Annotated in this window: 17 protein-coding genes; 3 read left to right on the top strand and 14 right to left on the bottom strand. The window is 35.3% G+C overall.

Features of this window, described 5'->3' with window-relative positions; genetic code table 11:
- Positions 1 to 12: 12 nt before the first annotated feature.
- A complete protein-coding gene (locus EG359_RS19825) occupies positions 13 to 501 on the top strand; it encodes a copper resistance protein NlpE (protein WP_228435118.1) in 489 nt (162 codons plus the stop codon).
- A 30-nt stretch (positions 502 to 531) separates the two neighbouring features.
- Here the strand turns inward: EG359_RS19825 and EG359_RS19820 are convergent, their stop codons facing one another.
- Positions 532 to 1,179, bottom strand: a complete 648-nt coding sequence (locus tag EG359_RS19820) for an MgtC/SapB family protein (RefSeq protein ID WP_076356713.1) — start codon at positions 1,177 to 1,179, stop codon at positions 532 to 534.
- Between the two features lie 200 nt (positions 1,180 to 1,379).
- On the opposite strand from EG359_RS19820, the gene EG359_RS19815 reads away from it, so the two are divergent.
- Entirely contained in the window at positions 1,380 to 1,778 is a 399-nt protein-coding gene (locus tag EG359_RS19815; protein ID WP_076356711.1) for an immunity 22 family protein, read from the top strand.
- A gap of 93 nt (positions 1,779 to 1,871) precedes the next feature.
- Complete coding sequence (locus tag EG359_RS19810) at positions 1,872 to 2,183, top strand: hypothetical protein (RefSeq protein ID WP_076356709.1); 312 nt, start codon at positions 1,872 to 1,874, stop codon at positions 2,181 to 2,183.
- Positions 2,184 to 2,315: 132 nt separating this feature from the next.
- On the opposite strand, the gene polA is transcribed toward EG359_RS19810, so the two are convergent.
- From polA to EG359_RS19745, 13 genes are all read right to left on the bottom strand, one after another.
- Positions 2,316 to 5,150, bottom strand: a complete 2,835-nt coding sequence (polA, locus tag EG359_RS19805; RefSeq protein WP_076356707.1) for a DNA polymerase I — start codon at positions 5,148 to 5,150, stop codon at positions 2,316 to 2,318.
- 144 nt (positions 5,151 to 5,294) lie between these two features.
- Positions 5,295 to 5,726, bottom strand: coding sequence for a hypothetical protein (locus tag EG359_RS19800; RefSeq protein WP_076356705.1), 432 nt, complete (start codon positions 5,724 to 5,726; stop codon positions 5,295 to 5,297).
- Between the two features lie 90 nt (positions 5,727 to 5,816).
- Positions 5,817 to 6,230: a type VI secretion system tube protein TssD gene (tssD, locus tag EG359_RS19795; RefSeq protein ID WP_076356703.1), complete on the bottom strand. Its 414-nt coding sequence runs from the start codon at positions 6,228 to 6,230 to the stop codon at positions 5,817 to 5,819.
- A 396-nt stretch (positions 6,231 to 6,626) separates the two neighbouring features.
- Positions 6,627 to 7,217, bottom strand: coding sequence for a hypothetical protein (locus EG359_RS19790; protein ID WP_076356701.1), 591 nt, complete (start codon positions 7,215 to 7,217; stop codon positions 6,627 to 6,629).
- Positions 7,218 to 7,808 (bottom strand): hypothetical protein, encoded by a 591-nt coding sequence (locus EG359_RS19785; protein ID WP_076356699.1) that lies wholly within the window; start codon positions 7,806 to 7,808, stop codon positions 7,218 to 7,220.
- Positions 7,809 to 8,411, bottom strand: coding sequence for a hypothetical protein (locus EG359_RS19780; protein WP_076356697.1), 603 nt, complete (start codon positions 8,409 to 8,411; stop codon positions 7,809 to 7,811). It lies immediately after the preceding gene.
- Between the two features lie 4 nt (positions 8,412 to 8,415).
- Positions 8,416 to 9,510, bottom strand: coding sequence for a DUF4280 domain-containing protein (locus tag EG359_RS19775; RefSeq protein WP_076356695.1), 1,095 nt, complete (start codon positions 9,508 to 9,510; stop codon positions 8,416 to 8,418).
- A gap of 2 nt (positions 9,511 to 9,512) precedes the next feature.
- Entirely contained in the window at positions 9,513 to 10,559 is a 1,047-nt protein-coding gene (locus EG359_RS19770; RefSeq protein ID WP_076356693.1) for a LysM peptidoglycan-binding domain-containing protein, read from the bottom strand.
- A 6-nt stretch (positions 10,560 to 10,565) separates the two neighbouring features.
- Positions 10,566 to 12,725: a type VI secretion system Vgr family protein gene (locus tag EG359_RS19765; RefSeq protein ID WP_076356691.1), complete on the bottom strand. Its 2,160-nt coding sequence runs from the start codon at positions 12,723 to 12,725 to the stop codon at positions 10,566 to 10,568.
- Positions 12,726 to 12,923: 198 nt separating this feature from the next.
- Positions 12,924 to 13,337, bottom strand: coding sequence for a type VI secretion system tube protein TssD (tssD, locus tag EG359_RS19760; protein WP_076356689.1), 414 nt, complete (start codon positions 13,335 to 13,337; stop codon positions 12,924 to 12,926).
- Positions 13,338 to 13,690: 353 nt separating this feature from the next.
- On the bottom strand, positions 13,691 to 14,557 hold the full coding sequence (locus EG359_RS19755; RefSeq protein WP_084180532.1) for a lytic transglycosylase domain-containing protein: 867 nt from the start codon (positions 14,555 to 14,557) through the stop codon (positions 13,691 to 13,693).
- 74 nt (positions 14,558 to 14,631) lie between these two features.
- A complete protein-coding gene (locus EG359_RS19750; RefSeq protein WP_076356687.1) occupies positions 14,632 to 17,127 on the bottom strand; it encodes an ATP-dependent Clp protease ATP-binding subunit in 2,496 nt (831 codons plus the stop codon).
- Between the two features lie 269 nt (positions 17,128 to 17,396).
- Positions 17,397 to 18,068, bottom strand: a complete 672-nt coding sequence (locus tag EG359_RS19745; protein WP_076356685.1) for a hypothetical protein — start codon at positions 18,066 to 18,068, stop codon at positions 17,397 to 17,399.
- Positions 18,069 to 18,078 lie beyond the last annotated feature (10 nt).

The raw sequence follows: 18,078 nt of genomic DNA, 5'->3' as shown, positions 1-18,078 counted from the left end.
CAATTATTTATTATGATGAAAAACAAAATGTTTATTTTGGGAATTGGAGCAGCTTTGTTTCTTGCTTCTTGTTCTAAAAAAGAAACAGTTGAAACCTCAGGTACTTCTACAGATTCTGCAACAGCTGTTCAGCCAGTGGCTACAGACAGTATCACAAAGGCAACTCCTACAGCGGCTGGTGACACTTCTGAAAATTCTCTTGACTGGAACGGAACCTATGAAGCTGTAGTTCCTTGTGCAGACTGTCCGGGAATCAAGACTTCATTAACGTTGAATGATGATAAAACATTTAGCATTACGGAGGAATATCTTGACAGAAATTCAAAAAATCAGGATAAGGGATCTTTCACCTGGGATACTACGGGAAGTGTTATTACTTTAAAGGGAAAAACAGCAAACTATAAATATAAGGTTGGCGAAAACATACTTATCCAACTGGATATGGACGGTAAGGAAATTGACGGTCCTCACAAAGATCTGTATATATTCAAGAAAAAATAAAGGCCTAGGCCTTTATTTTTTTGCTTTATCCTAAAATTGATAAGCTATTATTTTAGGGTCTTCCATCAGGCATTTGATGACTTCCTCATGATGGTTATTTTTTCCTGTAAGCCTCCAGGTAACGGTTAAGTTCCCTTGTGTATATTGTTGTTTTATCATCAAATATTTTAAATGATGATCCTTGAAAATAGTTTCACAATGTTTAAATCCTATAGAATCTGTTACGGCAATTTTATATTCTATTACTTTATTATAGTTATCAATGAAGCTTTGAAGATAAGTTAATGCACTCAGAACTATTAATACCAAGGCTGTTCCTAAAAGTGAGAAATAGACATATCCTGAACCTACCGCCATTCCTATTGATGCAGTTGCCCAGATGGTAGTTGCTGTAGTAATTCCTTCAATTTTATTTTCTCCTTTAAATATTACTCCAGCTCCCAAAAAGCCTATTCCTGTGATAATATTGGCTGCTAACCGATCCGGATTAGCGACTCCGATTTTTATGGAAAGTATGGTAAACAGACAGGAACCAAAACATACTAAAATAAATGTACGAAGTCCCGCTGATTTGTTGCGGTATTCCCGTTCAGCACCAATCAGCAATCCCAGAATCACGGAAATAAAAATAAGAAGCAGCTCGTTTTGGACTACATAATGGTCCTGAAGAAATTCCATTTATAAATATTTTAACCTAAGAATAAATTTACAATAAAAAAATTTACGGAACTATTTTTGATTTCCTGACTTTATACTATTATGAAAAATTGATTTCAAGAAAAAACTTTTGTAATATTACACTTCAAATAAAAAAAGCAGGTATTGAACTTGCTTTTTTAACCACAAATAAAGAATTCAGAAATTAACAAAAATAAATTATGGACAAAGAAACTTCTCACTTCTGGCTGGGATATTTTAAAAATGAAGAGGACTTTTATGACTTTGTAGAAGAGGATGAAAATTATTATCTGGAAGAGGAAAATGATGATCAGTACGTTTCAAAATTTGCAGAATCCCAAGGTATCAAGTGGTTTGATGATGACTTTATAGAATATGGCTTTGAGGACGAACGATTAGGCCTTTATGAAAAGTTTTCAGAATATTCTTATGCAGATCAATGGCTTCCGATCCTTGAGAAGAAACTTAACGAAATGGGGTTAGATACTCCTGTAAATACTATTGTTTTTGCCAGTAGGTTTGTTATTCCTAATCCCGTTTCTGTGGATGGGGAAGAAAACAAATTGTATTATGTAGGTGAAATTGAATTTGATGTTTAAATAACATCACAAAAATTAAAAAGCTGGCTGTATTTTTCTATTATAGCCAGGTTTTTTATCTAAAATAAAACCTTTCTCTCAAATTAATACACCATGGCTATCGCAAAAAAGGGACTTAGAAAGATTATTGTTGATGATGATATTTTTTATTGGAAAATAAGAAAGAAGATTTCACACAATGAAAAACATGATATTGAATATGAAATTCCTGTACAACATGAAAACGATGGACAAATTCTTCTAATCAATATTGGTTTTTGTAGATCTGAATCTTATGGGCGAGAATTTATGGAAATCACTCCCAGTATTATCAAATCTAAAATAGCTGAAGCAGTAGAACTTGGCTGGAAATATCATAAACAAGGAAAGCCTGTAAAACTTATCAATAAGGGGTTATTTTTTTGATGAAAATATTATAATTTTAAAACAGAAATCTATTATACCGTTTTATTTTCCTTTTGCAATAAACAAAAACTTCCGCTTACAAGCAGAAGTTTTTGTTTATTGTTCAAAGATAAATTTGAAATTATGTTTTTATTAATGAGCTTCCAGCCAGTTATCTCCTACCCCAATCTCTACCAACAATGGAACCTGTGTTTTTAAGGCATTTTCCATTTCAGTTTTGATCAGTTTTGAAGCAGACTCAATTTCATCAATCGGGGATTCAAATACCAATTCGTCATGTACCTGAAGCAGCATTTTTGTTTTTAATTGCTGTTCATCCAGTTCTCTATCGATTTTAATCATCGCCAGTTTTACAACATCCGCAGCACTTCCCTGAACCGGAGCGTTTACCGCATTTCTTTCTGCGTGCCCTCTCACAACGAAATTGTTGGAATTGATATCTTTTAAATGACGTTTTCTTCCTAAAATTGTTTCTACATATCCTTGCTGACGGGCTTTATTCACCTGCTCTGCCATGTATTCTTTCAGTTTTGGATAGGTTTCAAAATAAGCTTCAATCATCTGCTTGGCTTCAGTACGAGACAATCCGGTTTGCTCTGCCAATGCAAAAGCACCCTGACCGTAGATAATACCAAAGTTTACTGTTTTAGCTTGGCTTCTCTGTGTTTTAGAAACCTCTTCCAAAGGAATTTTGAATAGCTTAGCTGCTGTGGAAGCGTGAATATCTTCACCATCCTGGAAAGCCTTGATCATGTTATCTTCTCCTGAAATTTCAGCGATAAGGCGAAGCTCAATCTGTGAATAATCGGCAGAAATAATCTTCTTTCCTTCTCCTGAAACAAAAGCTCCACGAATTTGTTGTCCTCTCAATGTTCTGATCGGAATATTCTGCAGGTTAGGATTCACACTTGCCAAACGACCTGTAGCCGCTGTAGTCTGTGAGAAGTTGGTATGTACCCTGTTATCATGTTTGTCAATCTGTGACGGCAAAGCATCTACATAGGTTGATTTTAGCTTCTGGTAGGTTCTGTATTCCAGGATATGCTTGATAATCTCATGTTTTGAGGCCAATTTTTGAAGTACATCTTCTGAGGTAGCGTACTGTCCGGTCTTTGTTTTCTTTGCCTTTGGATCAAGCTGCATCTTTTCAAACAAAATTTCACCCAATTGTTTTGGTGAGTTCATGTTGAATTCTTCTTCTGAAAGTTCAAAAATTGTAGTTTCTAATTGTTTCAGATCATTTTCAAGATCAATACTTTCCTGAGCCAGCCATTTCTCGTCCAGAGAAATTCCTGTAAGTTCCATTTTGGCCAGAACTTCCATCAGAGGCATTTCTATGTTAAAGAAAAGTTCTTCCAGATTTTCTTTTTTCAATTGTGGAGCAAATAACTCATACAATTGGAATGTTACGTCTGCATCTTCAGCAGCATAATCTGTCTGGGTTCTTAGGTCAGCATCTCTGAAGTTTCCTTGTTTTTTACCTTTCTTTCCAATGATAGTTTCAATGGAGACGGGCTTATAGTTCAGGTATACTTCTGATAGATAATCCATACCGTGTCTTCCGTCCGGATTCAACAGATAATGGGCAATCATGGTATCGAACATGGCACCTTTAACAGTGATGTCGTATTGCTTTAATATTTTATAATCGAATTTTAAGTTGTGGGCAATTTTCAGCAGGTCTTCTTTTTCAAAAAACGGTCTGAAAATTTCCAAAGTCTTCAAAACTTCATCTCTGTCTTCAGATAGTGGAATATAATACGCCAGTCCTTTTTTGTAGGAAAAGCTCATTCCCACCAGTTCTGCTTCCAGCTCATTTAATGAAGTGGTTTCTGTATCAAAACAAACGGATTTTTGTTTCAACAGGTTTTCTACCAGCTTTCTCTGAGCCTTTGGATTGTCTATGAACTGATAAAGGTGATCATTGTGCTCAATAGAAGTTTTTGTAGTGGTAGCCTGATCCAGCTCTTCAAAGTTGGCAAAAAGATCAAGTTGCATTGCCTGTCCTTTTACCTCAGCACTTGTTGGGGACTGCTTTACTTCTACTTCGCTTTCTATCACAGTTTCTACAGGTGCAGAAGCAAAAGCTCTGTAAAGATTTTCATACAGTCTTCTGAATTCAATTTCTTCAAAAACTTCTTTTACTTTTTCAAAATCCGGAGTTTCAAGGTCGTATTGTTCTTGATGGAATTCTACAGGAACATCACAGATAATGGTTGCTAGTTTTTTGGACAAAATTCCCCGTTCAGCAGAGGCTTCTACTTTTTCTTTTAGCTTTCCTTTCAGTTTATCGGTATTTGCCAGTAGATTTTCAATGCTTCCGAATTCTTTCAGGAACTTCATGGCAGTCTTTTCTCCTACACCCTCCAAGCCAGGAATATTATCCACTGCATCACCCATCATGGCCAAATAATCTATAACCTGCTTAGGGTCTTCAATTTCATATTTTGCCTTAACTTCTTCTACTCCTAGAATTTCAATATCTCCGCCTTTTAAACCGGGTTTATAAATCTTGATTTTATCTGTTACCAGCTGTGCAAAGTCTTTATCCGGAGTTACCATAAAAGTGGTATATCCTTCTTTTTCTGCCTTGCAGGCAATGGTACCTATCACGTCATCTGCTTCATATCCTTCTACGCCCAGAATAGGAATATGCATTCCTTCAAGAATTCTGTGAATGTATGGAACAGCAATTTTAATGGCTTCAGGAGTTTCACTTCTGTTGGCTTTGTAATCTGCGAAGTCATCGGTTCTTACGCTTGCTCTTCCCACGTCAAAAACCACCGCCAGATGGCTTGGCTTTTCTCTTCTGATCAATTCGATCAATGAGTTGGTAAAACCAAAAATCGCGGAAGTATCCAGTCCTTTACTTGTTAACCTCGGATTCCTGATCAATGCGTAATATCCTCTGAAAATCATCGCATAGGCATCGATGAGAAACAGCCTTTTATCTTGTGTTGCGTCCATATTATCTATAATGAACAAATATAAGAAAATAGGAGTATAATTTGCTATTTGTAGGGACTGTTTCGAGGAGGGAAATTTCGAAATGCAGGATATAGAGTTATCCCATTCGGATGAAGTATTTCAGCTCTAACTTCTAGTAATAAACTAGCAGTCGTGATTTTCATAGTTTAGTTTTTCCATTTTGTCCTGATAGCTTTCTATTTCTTTCTTACTCATGGTTACTTTTTTCAATTCTACAGGAATTTGTTTTTTCCCATCCGGACTTATCCATGTTCCATTCATCATGTCACCCTCTTTTTTTACAATCATCAGTCCAGTAAAACCCTCTTCTACCATTGCGAACTGTTGCTTCACTCCTTCTGTAACGCTAAGTTGTAACCAATTGCTTACTTTATCATACTGATACATTGCATCGTAGTAAGGATCTCCGCCACAACCATTTTCTATGGCCTGTATAAATAATGTTATGGGCATTTTTCCGTTCATTGTTCCTTTATACAAGGTTGGATTGCTTTGTGCATGTAAGGAAACTGAGAATATTGTGATCGTTAAGATAAGTAGAATTTGTTTAAGCATTTTTTAGTGTTTAATATATTTTACTGCAAAAATAAGACAGTATACCCAATGAGTATACTGCCTTGATTTGTTTTTTTAAGTGTTACCGGATTATTTACCAGATGATGGCCAAAGTCCAGCGTACTGAGAAGTACCGTAGTCAATTGTTTCAGCACTAACTACAAAGCTGATCAACATACTGTTGCTATCAACTGCATCGAAATCTACTTCGTGCTGAATCACGTATCCGTTTTCCCAGTTCAAAGTGATTAATGTTCCTTCTTCGTGAGATTTATTGAAAGTAATTTCTCCTTTTGTAGGCTTATATTTTCCGTTTAGTAAGCTTTCAAGGATGTCAGATTTTTCAGTAGCTTCTACTGTAACCTTGATTAATGCGTTAGAAGGATCTGATGCTACACGTCCTGATACGTCTGTAGATCTAGAAACGCTGTAGTTCATTTTTAATAATTTTTGTCCTTCTCCTCCGTTGAATTTTAAAATTCCTCTTGAATTTCTTTCTGCCATGATTGTAAATTTTAGTCGTTAATAATATTTGTTATTCAATAATTGTAGAACAAAGATAAAGCCGTTGTAAAAGAAAAAAAAGCTTTTGGGAGGAAATCTTAAAATTTGTAGTAGTTCTACGATTTCGTGTCGTAATTCTACGACAAAAGAGTTAAACAGGTGTATAATTCCTTATTAATAAATATTTTAACCATAATTAAAAAACAGCAATAAAACATCAGTTATTACACCGTAAAGAGATATATTACATTATAAAACCGACTTTATAATAGTAAAATAGATCATTTAAACCTCATTTTTTATTGGCTTTAAGTTTCAAAATTTGGTGTTTGGTTTAAAGCAAATAACAGTTTTTTATAGTTAAAAAATTATGTAACCTATTTTTGATTCTTTCATTTACTTTTTAAACATTGCTCTATATTCATCTTTAGGCATAAAGCGTGATAAATACTGCTCGATGAATATAGCATTGGTTTCAGGACTTATATGGAATGTTTTAGCTTCAAGTTCTATACTTTCATTTAATCTTCCATTAAGTTCTAATAAATCTTTTCCCCACACAGGTACTGGATTATCTTTTGTTCCATATGCTGGATTTTTTAATTGTTCCTGATTCACATACGCTCTAAACCTTGTTGTATCATTTATTTTATACAAAAAATCAATTCTAAGCCTACCTTGCTGATTAGCTTCTAAATAATCAAACATATACAAATTAAAATATTTTTTATATTGATTATCATAAAATGTATACCAATATAAAACTGCAGAATTAGCACCTCTTTGCAAGCCGGCAATGTATTGTTTATGGTCTTCTTTTAACCATTTATTAACTGCAAAAGTTTCAATTTTACTGTTTTTTATATATTCCTGGGTTTCGATATCTGAAGCACGATTACCCGAAAAAAAGAGGTAATTCGCTCCAAAAGCAAATAATGGTACCCCAACAACCAATCCAACTATGTAGCCTATTGTTGATCCTTTCATTTACTTTTTAAACATAACTTTATATTCATCTTTAGGCATAAAGCGTGATAAATACTGTTGAATGAATATAGCATTGGTTTCAGGGCTTATATGGAATGTTTTGGCCTCTCGTTCAATATTTTCATGGACGTTTCCATTATACTCTAATAAATCTTCACCCCAAGCAGGAACCGGATTATCTTTTGTTCCATACACTAGACTTTTTAATTGGTCTTGGTTTATAAAGGCAGTAAATGTAGTACTGCTTTTAATATGTCTTAAATCACTTACCCTTTGGCTTCCTTGCTGATTGTTTTCCAAATAACTAAACATATATAAATTAAAATACTTCCCTGTACTTTTATCATAAAATGTAAACCAATGTAATGCAGCTGAATTAGCTCCTCTTTGTAAACCAACCACATACTGCTCATATCCATCATCAATCCATTTATCTACTGTGAAGGTCTCGATTTTACTATTCTGGAGATAAACATTAACTTCAATGTCAGTTGCATTATTTCCTTTAAAAAAGAAATGATTAACACCATAAGCAAAAAGAGGAATTCCTATTATTAATCCTAAAATGTACCCAAATTTTGATCCTTTCATTTACTTCTTAAACATTGCTTTATATTCATCTTTAGGCATAAAATGAGAAAGGTATTGTTGAATAAATAGAGCATTGGTTTCAGGATTTACATGAAATGTCTTTACTTCAAGTTCAATATCGTTCATATCATCTTTTTGATCTCTTCCATTATATTGTAGTAAATCTTTTCCCCAAATAGGTACGGGATTATCTTTCGTTCCATATGTTACATTTTTTAATTGCTCCTGATTGACATAGGCTGTGAATTTTGTTTCTTTATCTACACTATATATAAAATTAATTCTATTTCTTCCTTGATAATCTTTTTCTAAATAATCAAACATATACAAATTAAAATATTTTTTATATTGATTATCATAAAATGTATACCAATATAAAACTGCAGAATTAGCACCTCTTTGCAAGCCGGCAATATATTGTTTATGGTCTTCTTTTAACCATTTATTAACTGCAAAAGTTTCAATTTTACTGTTTTTTATATATTCCTTGGTTTCGATATCTGAAGCACGATTACCCGAAAAAAAGAGGTAATTCGCCCCAAAAGCAAATAATGGTACCCCAACAACCAATCCAACTATGTAACCTATTTTTGATCCCTTCATACTATTATCTCTTTGTAGCTATTACTCCAATATTATTATTTTTATCCATCACGTTATATTTCTTTTGTTGGATCATCGAATCATCTTCATAACTTCTTTCCCAAGCATTAGCTCCCTGATCTATGGCAAAGCCTACAATAGCTCCTCCAAAACCTAATCCTGCTGACTTGGCAAAGTCTTTCCAAATAGCTCCAGGAGCGTTGGCTGCCATGCCCCACATATTGGCTGCTGAATCTATAGATTCCTGGGAAGCTCCGTTTAGAATTCTTGAGAACATAACGTTTTTCCAAACCCAAGCTTCCAGTTTGGACATTCCATGTTGATAGCCTCCTTTAGTAGCTCCCTCGGTAATTCCTCCTCCGTACTGTATTCCTGAATTCTTCACATCATCTCCTGGATTAAACTGCTGATTAGACTCTCCGCTTTCAAATTTCATGTAAAAGCCTATTGTCATAACCACACCAGGTACAGATCCTCCTCCTGTAAGACCGCCTACAACACCACCTAAAAATTGACTTCCAAACTGTATCAGAATTTCCTTGGTATTATTTGAGCTTATCAGTTTTCCTGCCTCTAAGGCAGCAATATCACTTACAATCAGTTCAAGCCTTCCACCTTGTTTACAAGTCATAAAAGAACTATTTAATAAAGCTTTTTGTTTTTGAAAAAGAACTTGGCTATGCCCACCCTCCCAATCTGGAGATTCTTTTAATGCTTTACAATCTGTATGTTCTTTATAAATGCCTATTCCCACGCTAACAACAGCAGCTCCAACAGCAATTGCAACTGCTGCTTCTGAAGCAACTGCTGCTGCCAGTAAAAACGGTGCAGCGGCTCCTCCTGTTGCAACAGTTAAAGCTATAGCTCCCACAATAGCAATACCAACACAAAGCATTGCCAGCCCACCCCATTTCTTTGCAGCCATTTTACACTTAAAAGATTCTTCTAAACTCTTGTCTACAACGGTTAGATAATATTGGTTTTTCCCTTTGTGTACAATATTGGGCCCAGATCTTGAGTATCCGATTTTATTAGGTCCCGGTATCTGCATATTACTGCAAATAACATTGGTTCCCTGTATGATATATGAATCTGCCATTTTTATTCTATTTTTCGTACAGTATAATGTATTCTTAATTCCAGATTATTTTTGATCTGCTCCATTATGGTAACGTCCATTTCTTCGAGATAATTCTCTTTTTCATTGTATGAACTTCTTTCTCTATAGCTGGTTTCATAGGATGAAAACTGATACCCAATCATGGGTTTATATCTTAAATCGTATAATTCTTTTGCTCTCTGGGTATCTTTACTTAAAGTTTCACTTACTTTTCGTACCGTTAGCAGGTCTCCATTTTGATCCAACACATCCTGTCGGATTGAAATGTCTGTCTTTTGCCCTTCAAACAGCTGTGATCTAAACACCGTTTGATATGAATCCAGTTTATCAGGACTGTTGGCTAAAAATTTATTGAAGTAAATATCGAAAAACATTTTTCCTTTATAATCATCGATAAGATTTTCTTCATTTAAGATCTGATCATCAATAAGATTAATAAAATTCTTTACTTCTTTTTTAGCCTGACTATCCAACGTCACACTATTCTGTTCAAACTCTGCTCTTTTCTTTTCCCAGCCTTTAATGATTTCTGAATGATTAACGATTCTAAGAATGCTTCCGTCGGTTTCGTTTACCTGTAAGATAACATCGTTGCATTTTATTACATCCAGCTGAGCAATTATATTGGCTGCCTCGGCATAGGTGCTTGGATTAACTTCTAAAATATTATCCAATAGTTTTACTTTTACAAAAAGTTTTTCTTCAAGTATTTTTAATTCAACGAGGCAATCTCTTTTGGTAGTAGCATTTGAAACCGGAACTTTATTAATATAAGTAAATACGTTCTGTTCACATCTATATTTTAACTGTCTTTCTGTAAATTTTTCTGAAACCTTTTCTTTACTTTCTTCAACTTTACTTTCTAAAAAAACAAATTCTAAATGCGCTGGAAGAACATCAATAATTTTCTGGGTAATTCCACAATGTTGATTATGAAAATCTTTAAGTTCGTTGATTGTAATTTTATATTTCTCAGCAATAGAATCTAATGTATCTTTCTTCTGAATTTTATGTTTTATCAATTCCATTCTACACTAGTTTATGTCTACAGGTTTTCCTTCAATTACAGTACTTCCGTTAAAGACAGCTTTTGCATTGCCGCTTCCGTTTATTGATGATGAATTTTTTCCTTTTATTTCAATAACATCACTTTCGATGATAATTTTAGTACTTGTAATTTCAATATAACTAGTATCTGAAACCTTTATTTTAACAGATTTTTTTCCAGATAAATCAATTACGCCATCGCTTCCCATTGTAAGAACACTTTTACTTTCCCCTACAGTATGAGTACTTTTGGATTTTACATTCACTGTACTATTATTTCCAATTTTCACAGTACTGTCATTCCCTATTTTCTCAACGCTATCATTGCTTACTTCAGTCTTAATATTTCCTGTACCACTCAACGTAACATGATTTCCATTTCGGTCTTTAATTTCAATTCCGCATCCGTCATGAAACTGGATAATATTTCCACTCTTGCTGCTAAGGCTCATTACATTATTTCCGGCTCCGCCACCACCGCCAATACCACCGTGGAACATTCCTCCCATCACAAATGGGCGGTCAGGATGCTGATGTACGAAGTTAATGATAACCTGGTCGCCTACTTCAGGAATAGACATGAAACCACGGTTTTTACTTACTTTATCACTACTTCCTGCATCTGGAGACATTACACGGATGAATTCTGTGATATCCTGTCCGCTTTGCCAGTCAAATTGTACCTGAACTCTTCCTTGGTTTTGAGGATCTGTATTGGAGATTACCTTTGCAAATTGTGCTTCAGCCCTTGGTGTTTCAAATTCCGGACGCGGAATAAATCCTGTATCTGCTGCAATAGCCTCAAATTTTCCGTCATAATATCCTCTGGCATCTACTTCATGGGTGACTTCCATAATCATCAGCTTGGTAAAGTAGGAAGTTTCATTACTGTCTGATTTACGCATTTCAATATCTGCGGTACATCCAGGATATAGAAAAGGTACAGTGGTTGTTCCTGAAGTGATAAAAACCTCCGAAGCCTTACTTCCTGCAGTTCCTTTTTGAGAAGCATCAATATCCATAAAAGATGTAGCTTTTATAGGAGCCACTCTTAAAGAGGGAGTTGTAAAGGTTCTTTCTGATATTTCGTAAGCACGTCTTGCAATGTCTGAGGTATGGTTAATCTTAGAGCTACCTGCAGTCAGTTTTTCATGCTTGCTGCTGTTGTAGCCATAAAAAGTTGGGCTTACATGTTGGGCCTTCATGGTTATTGCAATATCATTTACATTGCTTCCGTAGGTCAGTTTCACAGGTTTTTCCTGTGGTGGAAGTTTTCCAAAGTGAAGAACCTCACCATCATAGTAAAACTGCTCACCATAGGCTTCAGCTATTCTTGCAAGGTAGTTATAATGGGTTTCTTCATATTGTGAGCTGTAGGAAACGTTTCCATGCTGAGCATCTACTCTAAAGTCAAATTTATTTTGTCCCAGCCCTTCTCTTATCACGTGATCTGCAATACTGTTCAGGCTGACCGGCTGATTTCCTCCAAAACTTTGGATATGGGGTGCGGCATCCAAAAGCACAGTAGGGCTGTATCCCTTAAGGACTATATTTCCAAGGCTTCCTTTTTCCTGGCTGAATCCTACTTCTGTAACAACGCCTACAAAGTTACGTTCAGCGCCTTTGTCAATATCTTTATATTTGAAGACAACGGTAATTCTTTTCCCCAGAAAATTCTGTGCTTCTTGTAAATTATGGTTTTCTGCACTTCCTAATGTATCATGTGCCAATGTGAGGTTGAATTCATGATGCTTGGCCGCACTTTGTATCAACTTAAAATGTTTGAAGTGCTTAATGATTTTCCCTTCGACAACTACATCTAATTTTACAACACGGTTAATACCGGCAATAAAACTTTCTGCAATCGCTTCAATATTATGTATTTTTGATGTTGGCTGCTTGGCCCACACTTTATTTTCAATGATATCAGGGTTATTGGAAACCAGGGTTTGGTTCATAAACATATTGGCTCCTTGTACAGCACTTATCCCCTGTTGTCCTGCTTTTGCCACTTTTTTAACTTTCTCGCCCGCTTTATTCATTTTTTCTTCTGCTTTTTTGGCAACATTTTCATTGGCTGTATTTTTCAACTGCTCTTTGCCATTCCCTAGGCTTTCTACTTTAATTGTTTTGTCATCCTGAAACATAGTGTTTTGTGTTTAAGTTAAATATTAAATAAACTACTGATAGTACAGCATATACAGAATCAAAAAATATAAGGTTAATCTCATGGTCTTTCTCAAAGACTGCATTTTTTTATCCCTTACATGAAAAAACAGGACAGCATACTCTTGCGAGTGCACTGTCCTGTACCAATTTTATTTTTACTAAGATGATGAATAGGCTTATTTACCTGATGAAGGCCACAGTCCAGCGTACTGAGAAGTACCGTAGTCAATTGTTTCAGCACTAACTACAAAGCTGATTAACATACTGTTACTATCAACTGCATCAAAGTCTACTTCGTGCTGAATCACGTATCCGTTTTCCCATTTCAAAGTGATTAATGTTCCCTCTTCATGAGATTTGTTAAATACAATTTCTCCTACTGTAGGCTTATATTTTCCGTTTAGTAAGCTTTCAAGGATATCAGATTTTTCAGTAGCTTCTACTGTAACCTTAATTAATGCGTTAGAAGGATCTGATGCTACACGTCCTGATACGTCTGTAGATCTGGCTACACTGTAGTTCATCTTTAATAATTTCTGTCCTTCCCCGTTGTTGAATTTTAAGATTCCTCTCGAATTTCTTTCTGCCATGATTTGTAAATTTTAATCGTTAGTAATATTTTGTGATTCGGTGATTGTTTAGCAAATATATAGGGTCTTTTTTGGTAAAAAAAACTTTTAAACATAAATCTGAGAATTTGTAGTAGTTCTACGACTTTTTGTAGTAATTCTACGACATTAGATTTAATAACTCTACTAAAACACCTTAAAATAAAGCATTTACAATTCTCACAAAACACTGACAACAATAGGTATTACCCACATCAATGAGAAATATTATGATTTTTTTAATAAAATTTAGCATGCATTAACAAACTCTGAATACGCATAAAAAAAGCCGTCACTAAAAGTACGGCAATCATTATTTTCATGTTAAAATAGACTTACTGCTGAAAACTATTTCCCTCTTTTATAGATCTGGTAAGAATCTTGTTTTTTCTCAGGAGAAAATCTGGCATCAAATCTACGGGAAGATAAAAGGAACTTTCTCCTTTTTTCTGCAATTCTTCTGTAATTCCGGGATTCCAGGCAAGAATTTCATTCACTTCCACATCAAGTTCATCAGCAATTATATTTAAGCTGAATCCGGCATTAATCTCTGTTTCGGAGAGTGCAGCAGCAGTTACCTTTCTGTTTCCTTCTTCAAAGAAAACTTTATTAATACGCGAAGAGTTATAATTACTTAAAACACTTTGAAGCTCTCCTGTTGCGTAGCAGGCATTCAGATATTTTTTTACGTGGTTAATAGTTTCTGCGGGAAGATATTGAGAAAATTCGTGATATTGAGTGGAACCAGCAGCCTGCATGGCTTTTGCAATGTTCCCCTCACCACAGTTATAGGCTGCAACTACGGTTACCCAATTGTTATACTTTTTGTAAAGGTTGGCAAGAGAAATAGTGGCTGTTTTTGTACTCTTATAAACATCTGTACGATTCTGTTCTGAAAGACCATATTGATTGGCATGTGCCGTCATAAACTGCCAGATGCCTACTGCTCCCGCTCCTGAGGTAATATTTCTGTTAAAGTGCGATTCAATCAGGGCAAGGTTTCTCAAATGCTTGGGAAGCCCTTTCTGCATGAGCAATTGTTCGATAAATTCAACAAGATCTTTGTTGGAATTAATAATTCCCTGATATTTTCTTACACTACTTTCCGAAGTATCTGAAGCAGCCAGAAACTGTCCGTTTACCAAAACCACAGTTCCTAACAGCATGACACCTGTAAAGATATTTTTGACAATAGTTTTCATCTTAAATGTATTAATAGCAAAAAAGTAAAAAGGCCAAGGAGCAAATGTGCCAATCAGCCTTTTCATTTTATAATTTAATCTACTTTCCAGCTTAGCTTTTCTTCTTCATTATTCCAATCTACATGAATGGTCTGTCCGGATTTCACTTCTTCTCTTACAATCATTTTGGAAATAGGCCTTGCCAATTGTGCACGGATTACTCCGGAAATTTGTCTGGCTCCATATTTACTGCTAAACCCTCCTAATGCAAGGTTTCTTACGGCATCATCAGTGATTTTTAAGGCAATTCCTAATCTTGTTAATGAAGTATGAAGTGATTTCAGCTGGATATTGAAAATTCTTTCTGCAATAGATTCTGTAATCGGTGCAAAAGGAATAATCTCTGTAATTCTGGCTAAGAATTCTGGTCTGAATCTTCCTGAATTCGACATGATCTGCATCAGCGAGGATGATTCCGGAATTTTTCCTTCTTCAAACTGTTTTACGATTTCCTCGCTTCCGATATTGGAAGTGAATAAAATCAGTGCATTACTGAAGTCGCCCTCTTTTCCAAGTTTATCATGTACTTTTCCCTCGTCCATGATTTGAAGGAATACATCAAAAACGGAATGGTGAGCTTTTTCAATTTCATCAAATAAAACAACGGTATAAGGCTGTTGTCTGATCTTGTTAACCAGCATGCCTCCTTCTTCATAACCTACATATCCCGGAGGCGCTCCGTATAATAATGCTGCTGAGTGTTCTTCTTTAAATTCCGACATATCGAAACGAACCATTGCCTTTTCATCGTTGAATAATAATTCTGCCATTGATTTTGCAAGTTCTGTCTTACCTGTTCCGGTAGGTCCTAAAAGGAAGAATGAACCGATTGGCTGACCTGGTTTATTCAATCCGCTTCGGTTTTCAACAATGGCATCGGAAAGTATTTTCAATGCATGATCCTGTCCTACCACTCTATTTAATAGTAGGGATTCCATATTCAGGAGTTTTTCTTTTTCCTGAGCCTGAATTTTTCCAATTGGTATATTGGTTTTTGCAGCCATTACTGCAGCCAATTCCAGACGGTCTACTTTTTCTCTTTTTTTAGCAGCATGTTGTAACAGTTCAGCATAGGTGTCTTCAATAATCTTCTGAATCTGATCTACAGGCATCGAATTGTCGATGGCAGGCTGTTCGCTTAATGATCCCCATAAAATAGGGCTTATTTTGTCTCTCAATAAATTGTATGTCCAGATCAGTTCGTCTGCCTTGTCTTTATTATCGAGAAATTCTTCTTGTAAAATAGCATCGTAGCTTTCTTTCCAGCTTCCAAGTTCTTTTTCGGAAAGTTCATCAAGCATTTTGATGGCAGCCATAGTTCTGTCCAGCAAGTCAATTGCTGCATCCGGTAATTTTTTACCTTTTGCATATCTTTTTGCCAAACGTACACATTCCGGAATGGATGTTTTTTCTACTTCGATGCCGTGGTGTTTTTTGTACCCATCAAGAAGAACGTCAATCATTTTTACGCAGGTCTTTTCATCCGGCTCATTAACGGTTAATACTTCAAAACGACGGTTAAATGCCTGTTCCGGCTCAATAATCTTTCTGTATTCCTCCTGAGTAGTGGCTCCAATTACAGTGATTTCACCTCTTGCCAATTCCGGCTTTAATAAATTGGCTACGTTTCCGATGCTTCCTTTTGGATCTAAAAGCGTGTGAATTTCATCAATGAAAAGAATTGCTTTTTCAATTTTCTTGCATTCGTTGATAACTTTCTTCAAACGATCTTCTATTTCTCCTTTATAAGAGGTACCTGCCAATAATGCTCCGGTGTCCAGTTCTAAAAGGGTACCGTTTTTAAGCATTTCCGGAACATTTCCTTTTGTGATTTCAATGGCAAAGCCTTCTACCAATGCTGTTTTTCCAACTCCCGGCTCTCCAATGATGATTACGTTTGGCTTGCTTCTACGGCAAAGGATTTCAACCAGCATTCTGAGTTCTTTATCTCTACCGATAATATTTTCCAGGCTTCCGTTTCTTGCCTGTGCTGTTCTGTCTACACAATAGCTTTTAATGGATGGAAATGATGAATCTGTAAAGTCTGATCCATTTGAAAATAATGATGCAAAATCACCGTTTTCTGAAACGGCAAACGGGGTATCTTTTCTGTACAGATTAAAAATATCATGTTCTCTTAACGGAAGAGATTTTAGTTGCTGTAATGAAAATACAACCTGAGGCTTTACAATGGCCGTTAGGATACAGATGGGCGTAACCTCATCCAATCCCAGTTTTAATCGGATATCATCTGCTTCTTCTATAAGGGTATCTACAGCATCATCCTGAGCTACTTCGTCTGGAAGATGGTTGGTTTTAGGATATTCTTCAATACGAACATCCGCCCATTCGTAGAAATAGCCAGGATCTTTATCTATATTCTTTAAAAATTCATTAAGACCAATATCTTTATGCATTAAGGCCTGCAAAATATGTGGACCTCCGTAGTTGGCATTATAATTTTCCTTCGCTATCGACTGAGCAATATGAAATAGCTGTTTTACTGTTTCGTTGGTTACTAGTACTCCCATTTATAATTTTTCTTATATTAATATATTTGCGTTCTGTTTATGATCTTGTTCAGATTATTTGATGTTTGGAAACTCTACTTTTTCATCATTGGTGATCTATGAATCAAAAGTTGTTCTTTTTGTTTTGTTAAAATTAAATATTTTATTCTAAACGTTATAAAGATAGTTAATTCTTCAATTAGAGAAGTAATAACCATATTTTTTTATCTTAATCATCCGTTTCCAGACAAAAATAAAATACCAATTAGTACTGCTAAGGCATTATATTCTTATATATTTAAAAAGTATATTAAGACCAAGCTCAGCCATTGAAGCCCAATGTAGATATAAAATATCATGGCTGAAGGTTCTGCCAGTTCATGTAGTTTTTCAATCAGGGTGGTTTTTATAATGTCATAGAAGTTGGTACTTTCATCCCCTAGATTCAGTTCATCAAACTTTATTTTTTTCAAGGCATATCCCAGAATACGCTTGAGTATTTTGTTTTCTGAACTGTTCTTGAATTCATTCAAAAGCTTAACCTTGGCTAAGGCATAATCTGCACTTGTACGGACTACTATGGGCTGATTGGTTTTAAATTTATCAAGAATTTTATCTATGAACGGAATTAAAATTGTCTTTGAATGATCCTGTATCAGTCTGCTGATAATCCTTGACATTGCATATTTTGTAGCAAAAATGACAGTACAAAATGGTGCGATAATCATTAATACATAGAAAAGACCTGCTGATAACGGCTTAGCCATTACTGTTGCTACCAAAAACGCAACGGCACCACTATGTCCTAAAGATGCGCCCAAACTGTTAGCCAAAAGATAAATTCCCAGTGTGAAGGTGATGACCGTAGAGAGAATTCCTATTGCATAGATTTTTAATATGCTAAAGATAAATACAGCAGATAGTTTTGAGAAATATTTTAAATGAGTCGTTATATTATTCATTGGCAATCAT

It is taken from the genome of Chryseobacterium joostei (genome assembly GCF_003815775.1).
In the GTDB taxonomy this organism is placed as follows: domain Bacteria; phylum Bacteroidota; class Bacteroidia; order Flavobacteriales; family Weeksellaceae; genus Chryseobacterium; species Chryseobacterium joostei.
Note: the sequence above shows the minus strand (reverse complement) of the source record. Positions and strands in the feature narration are given on the sequence as shown.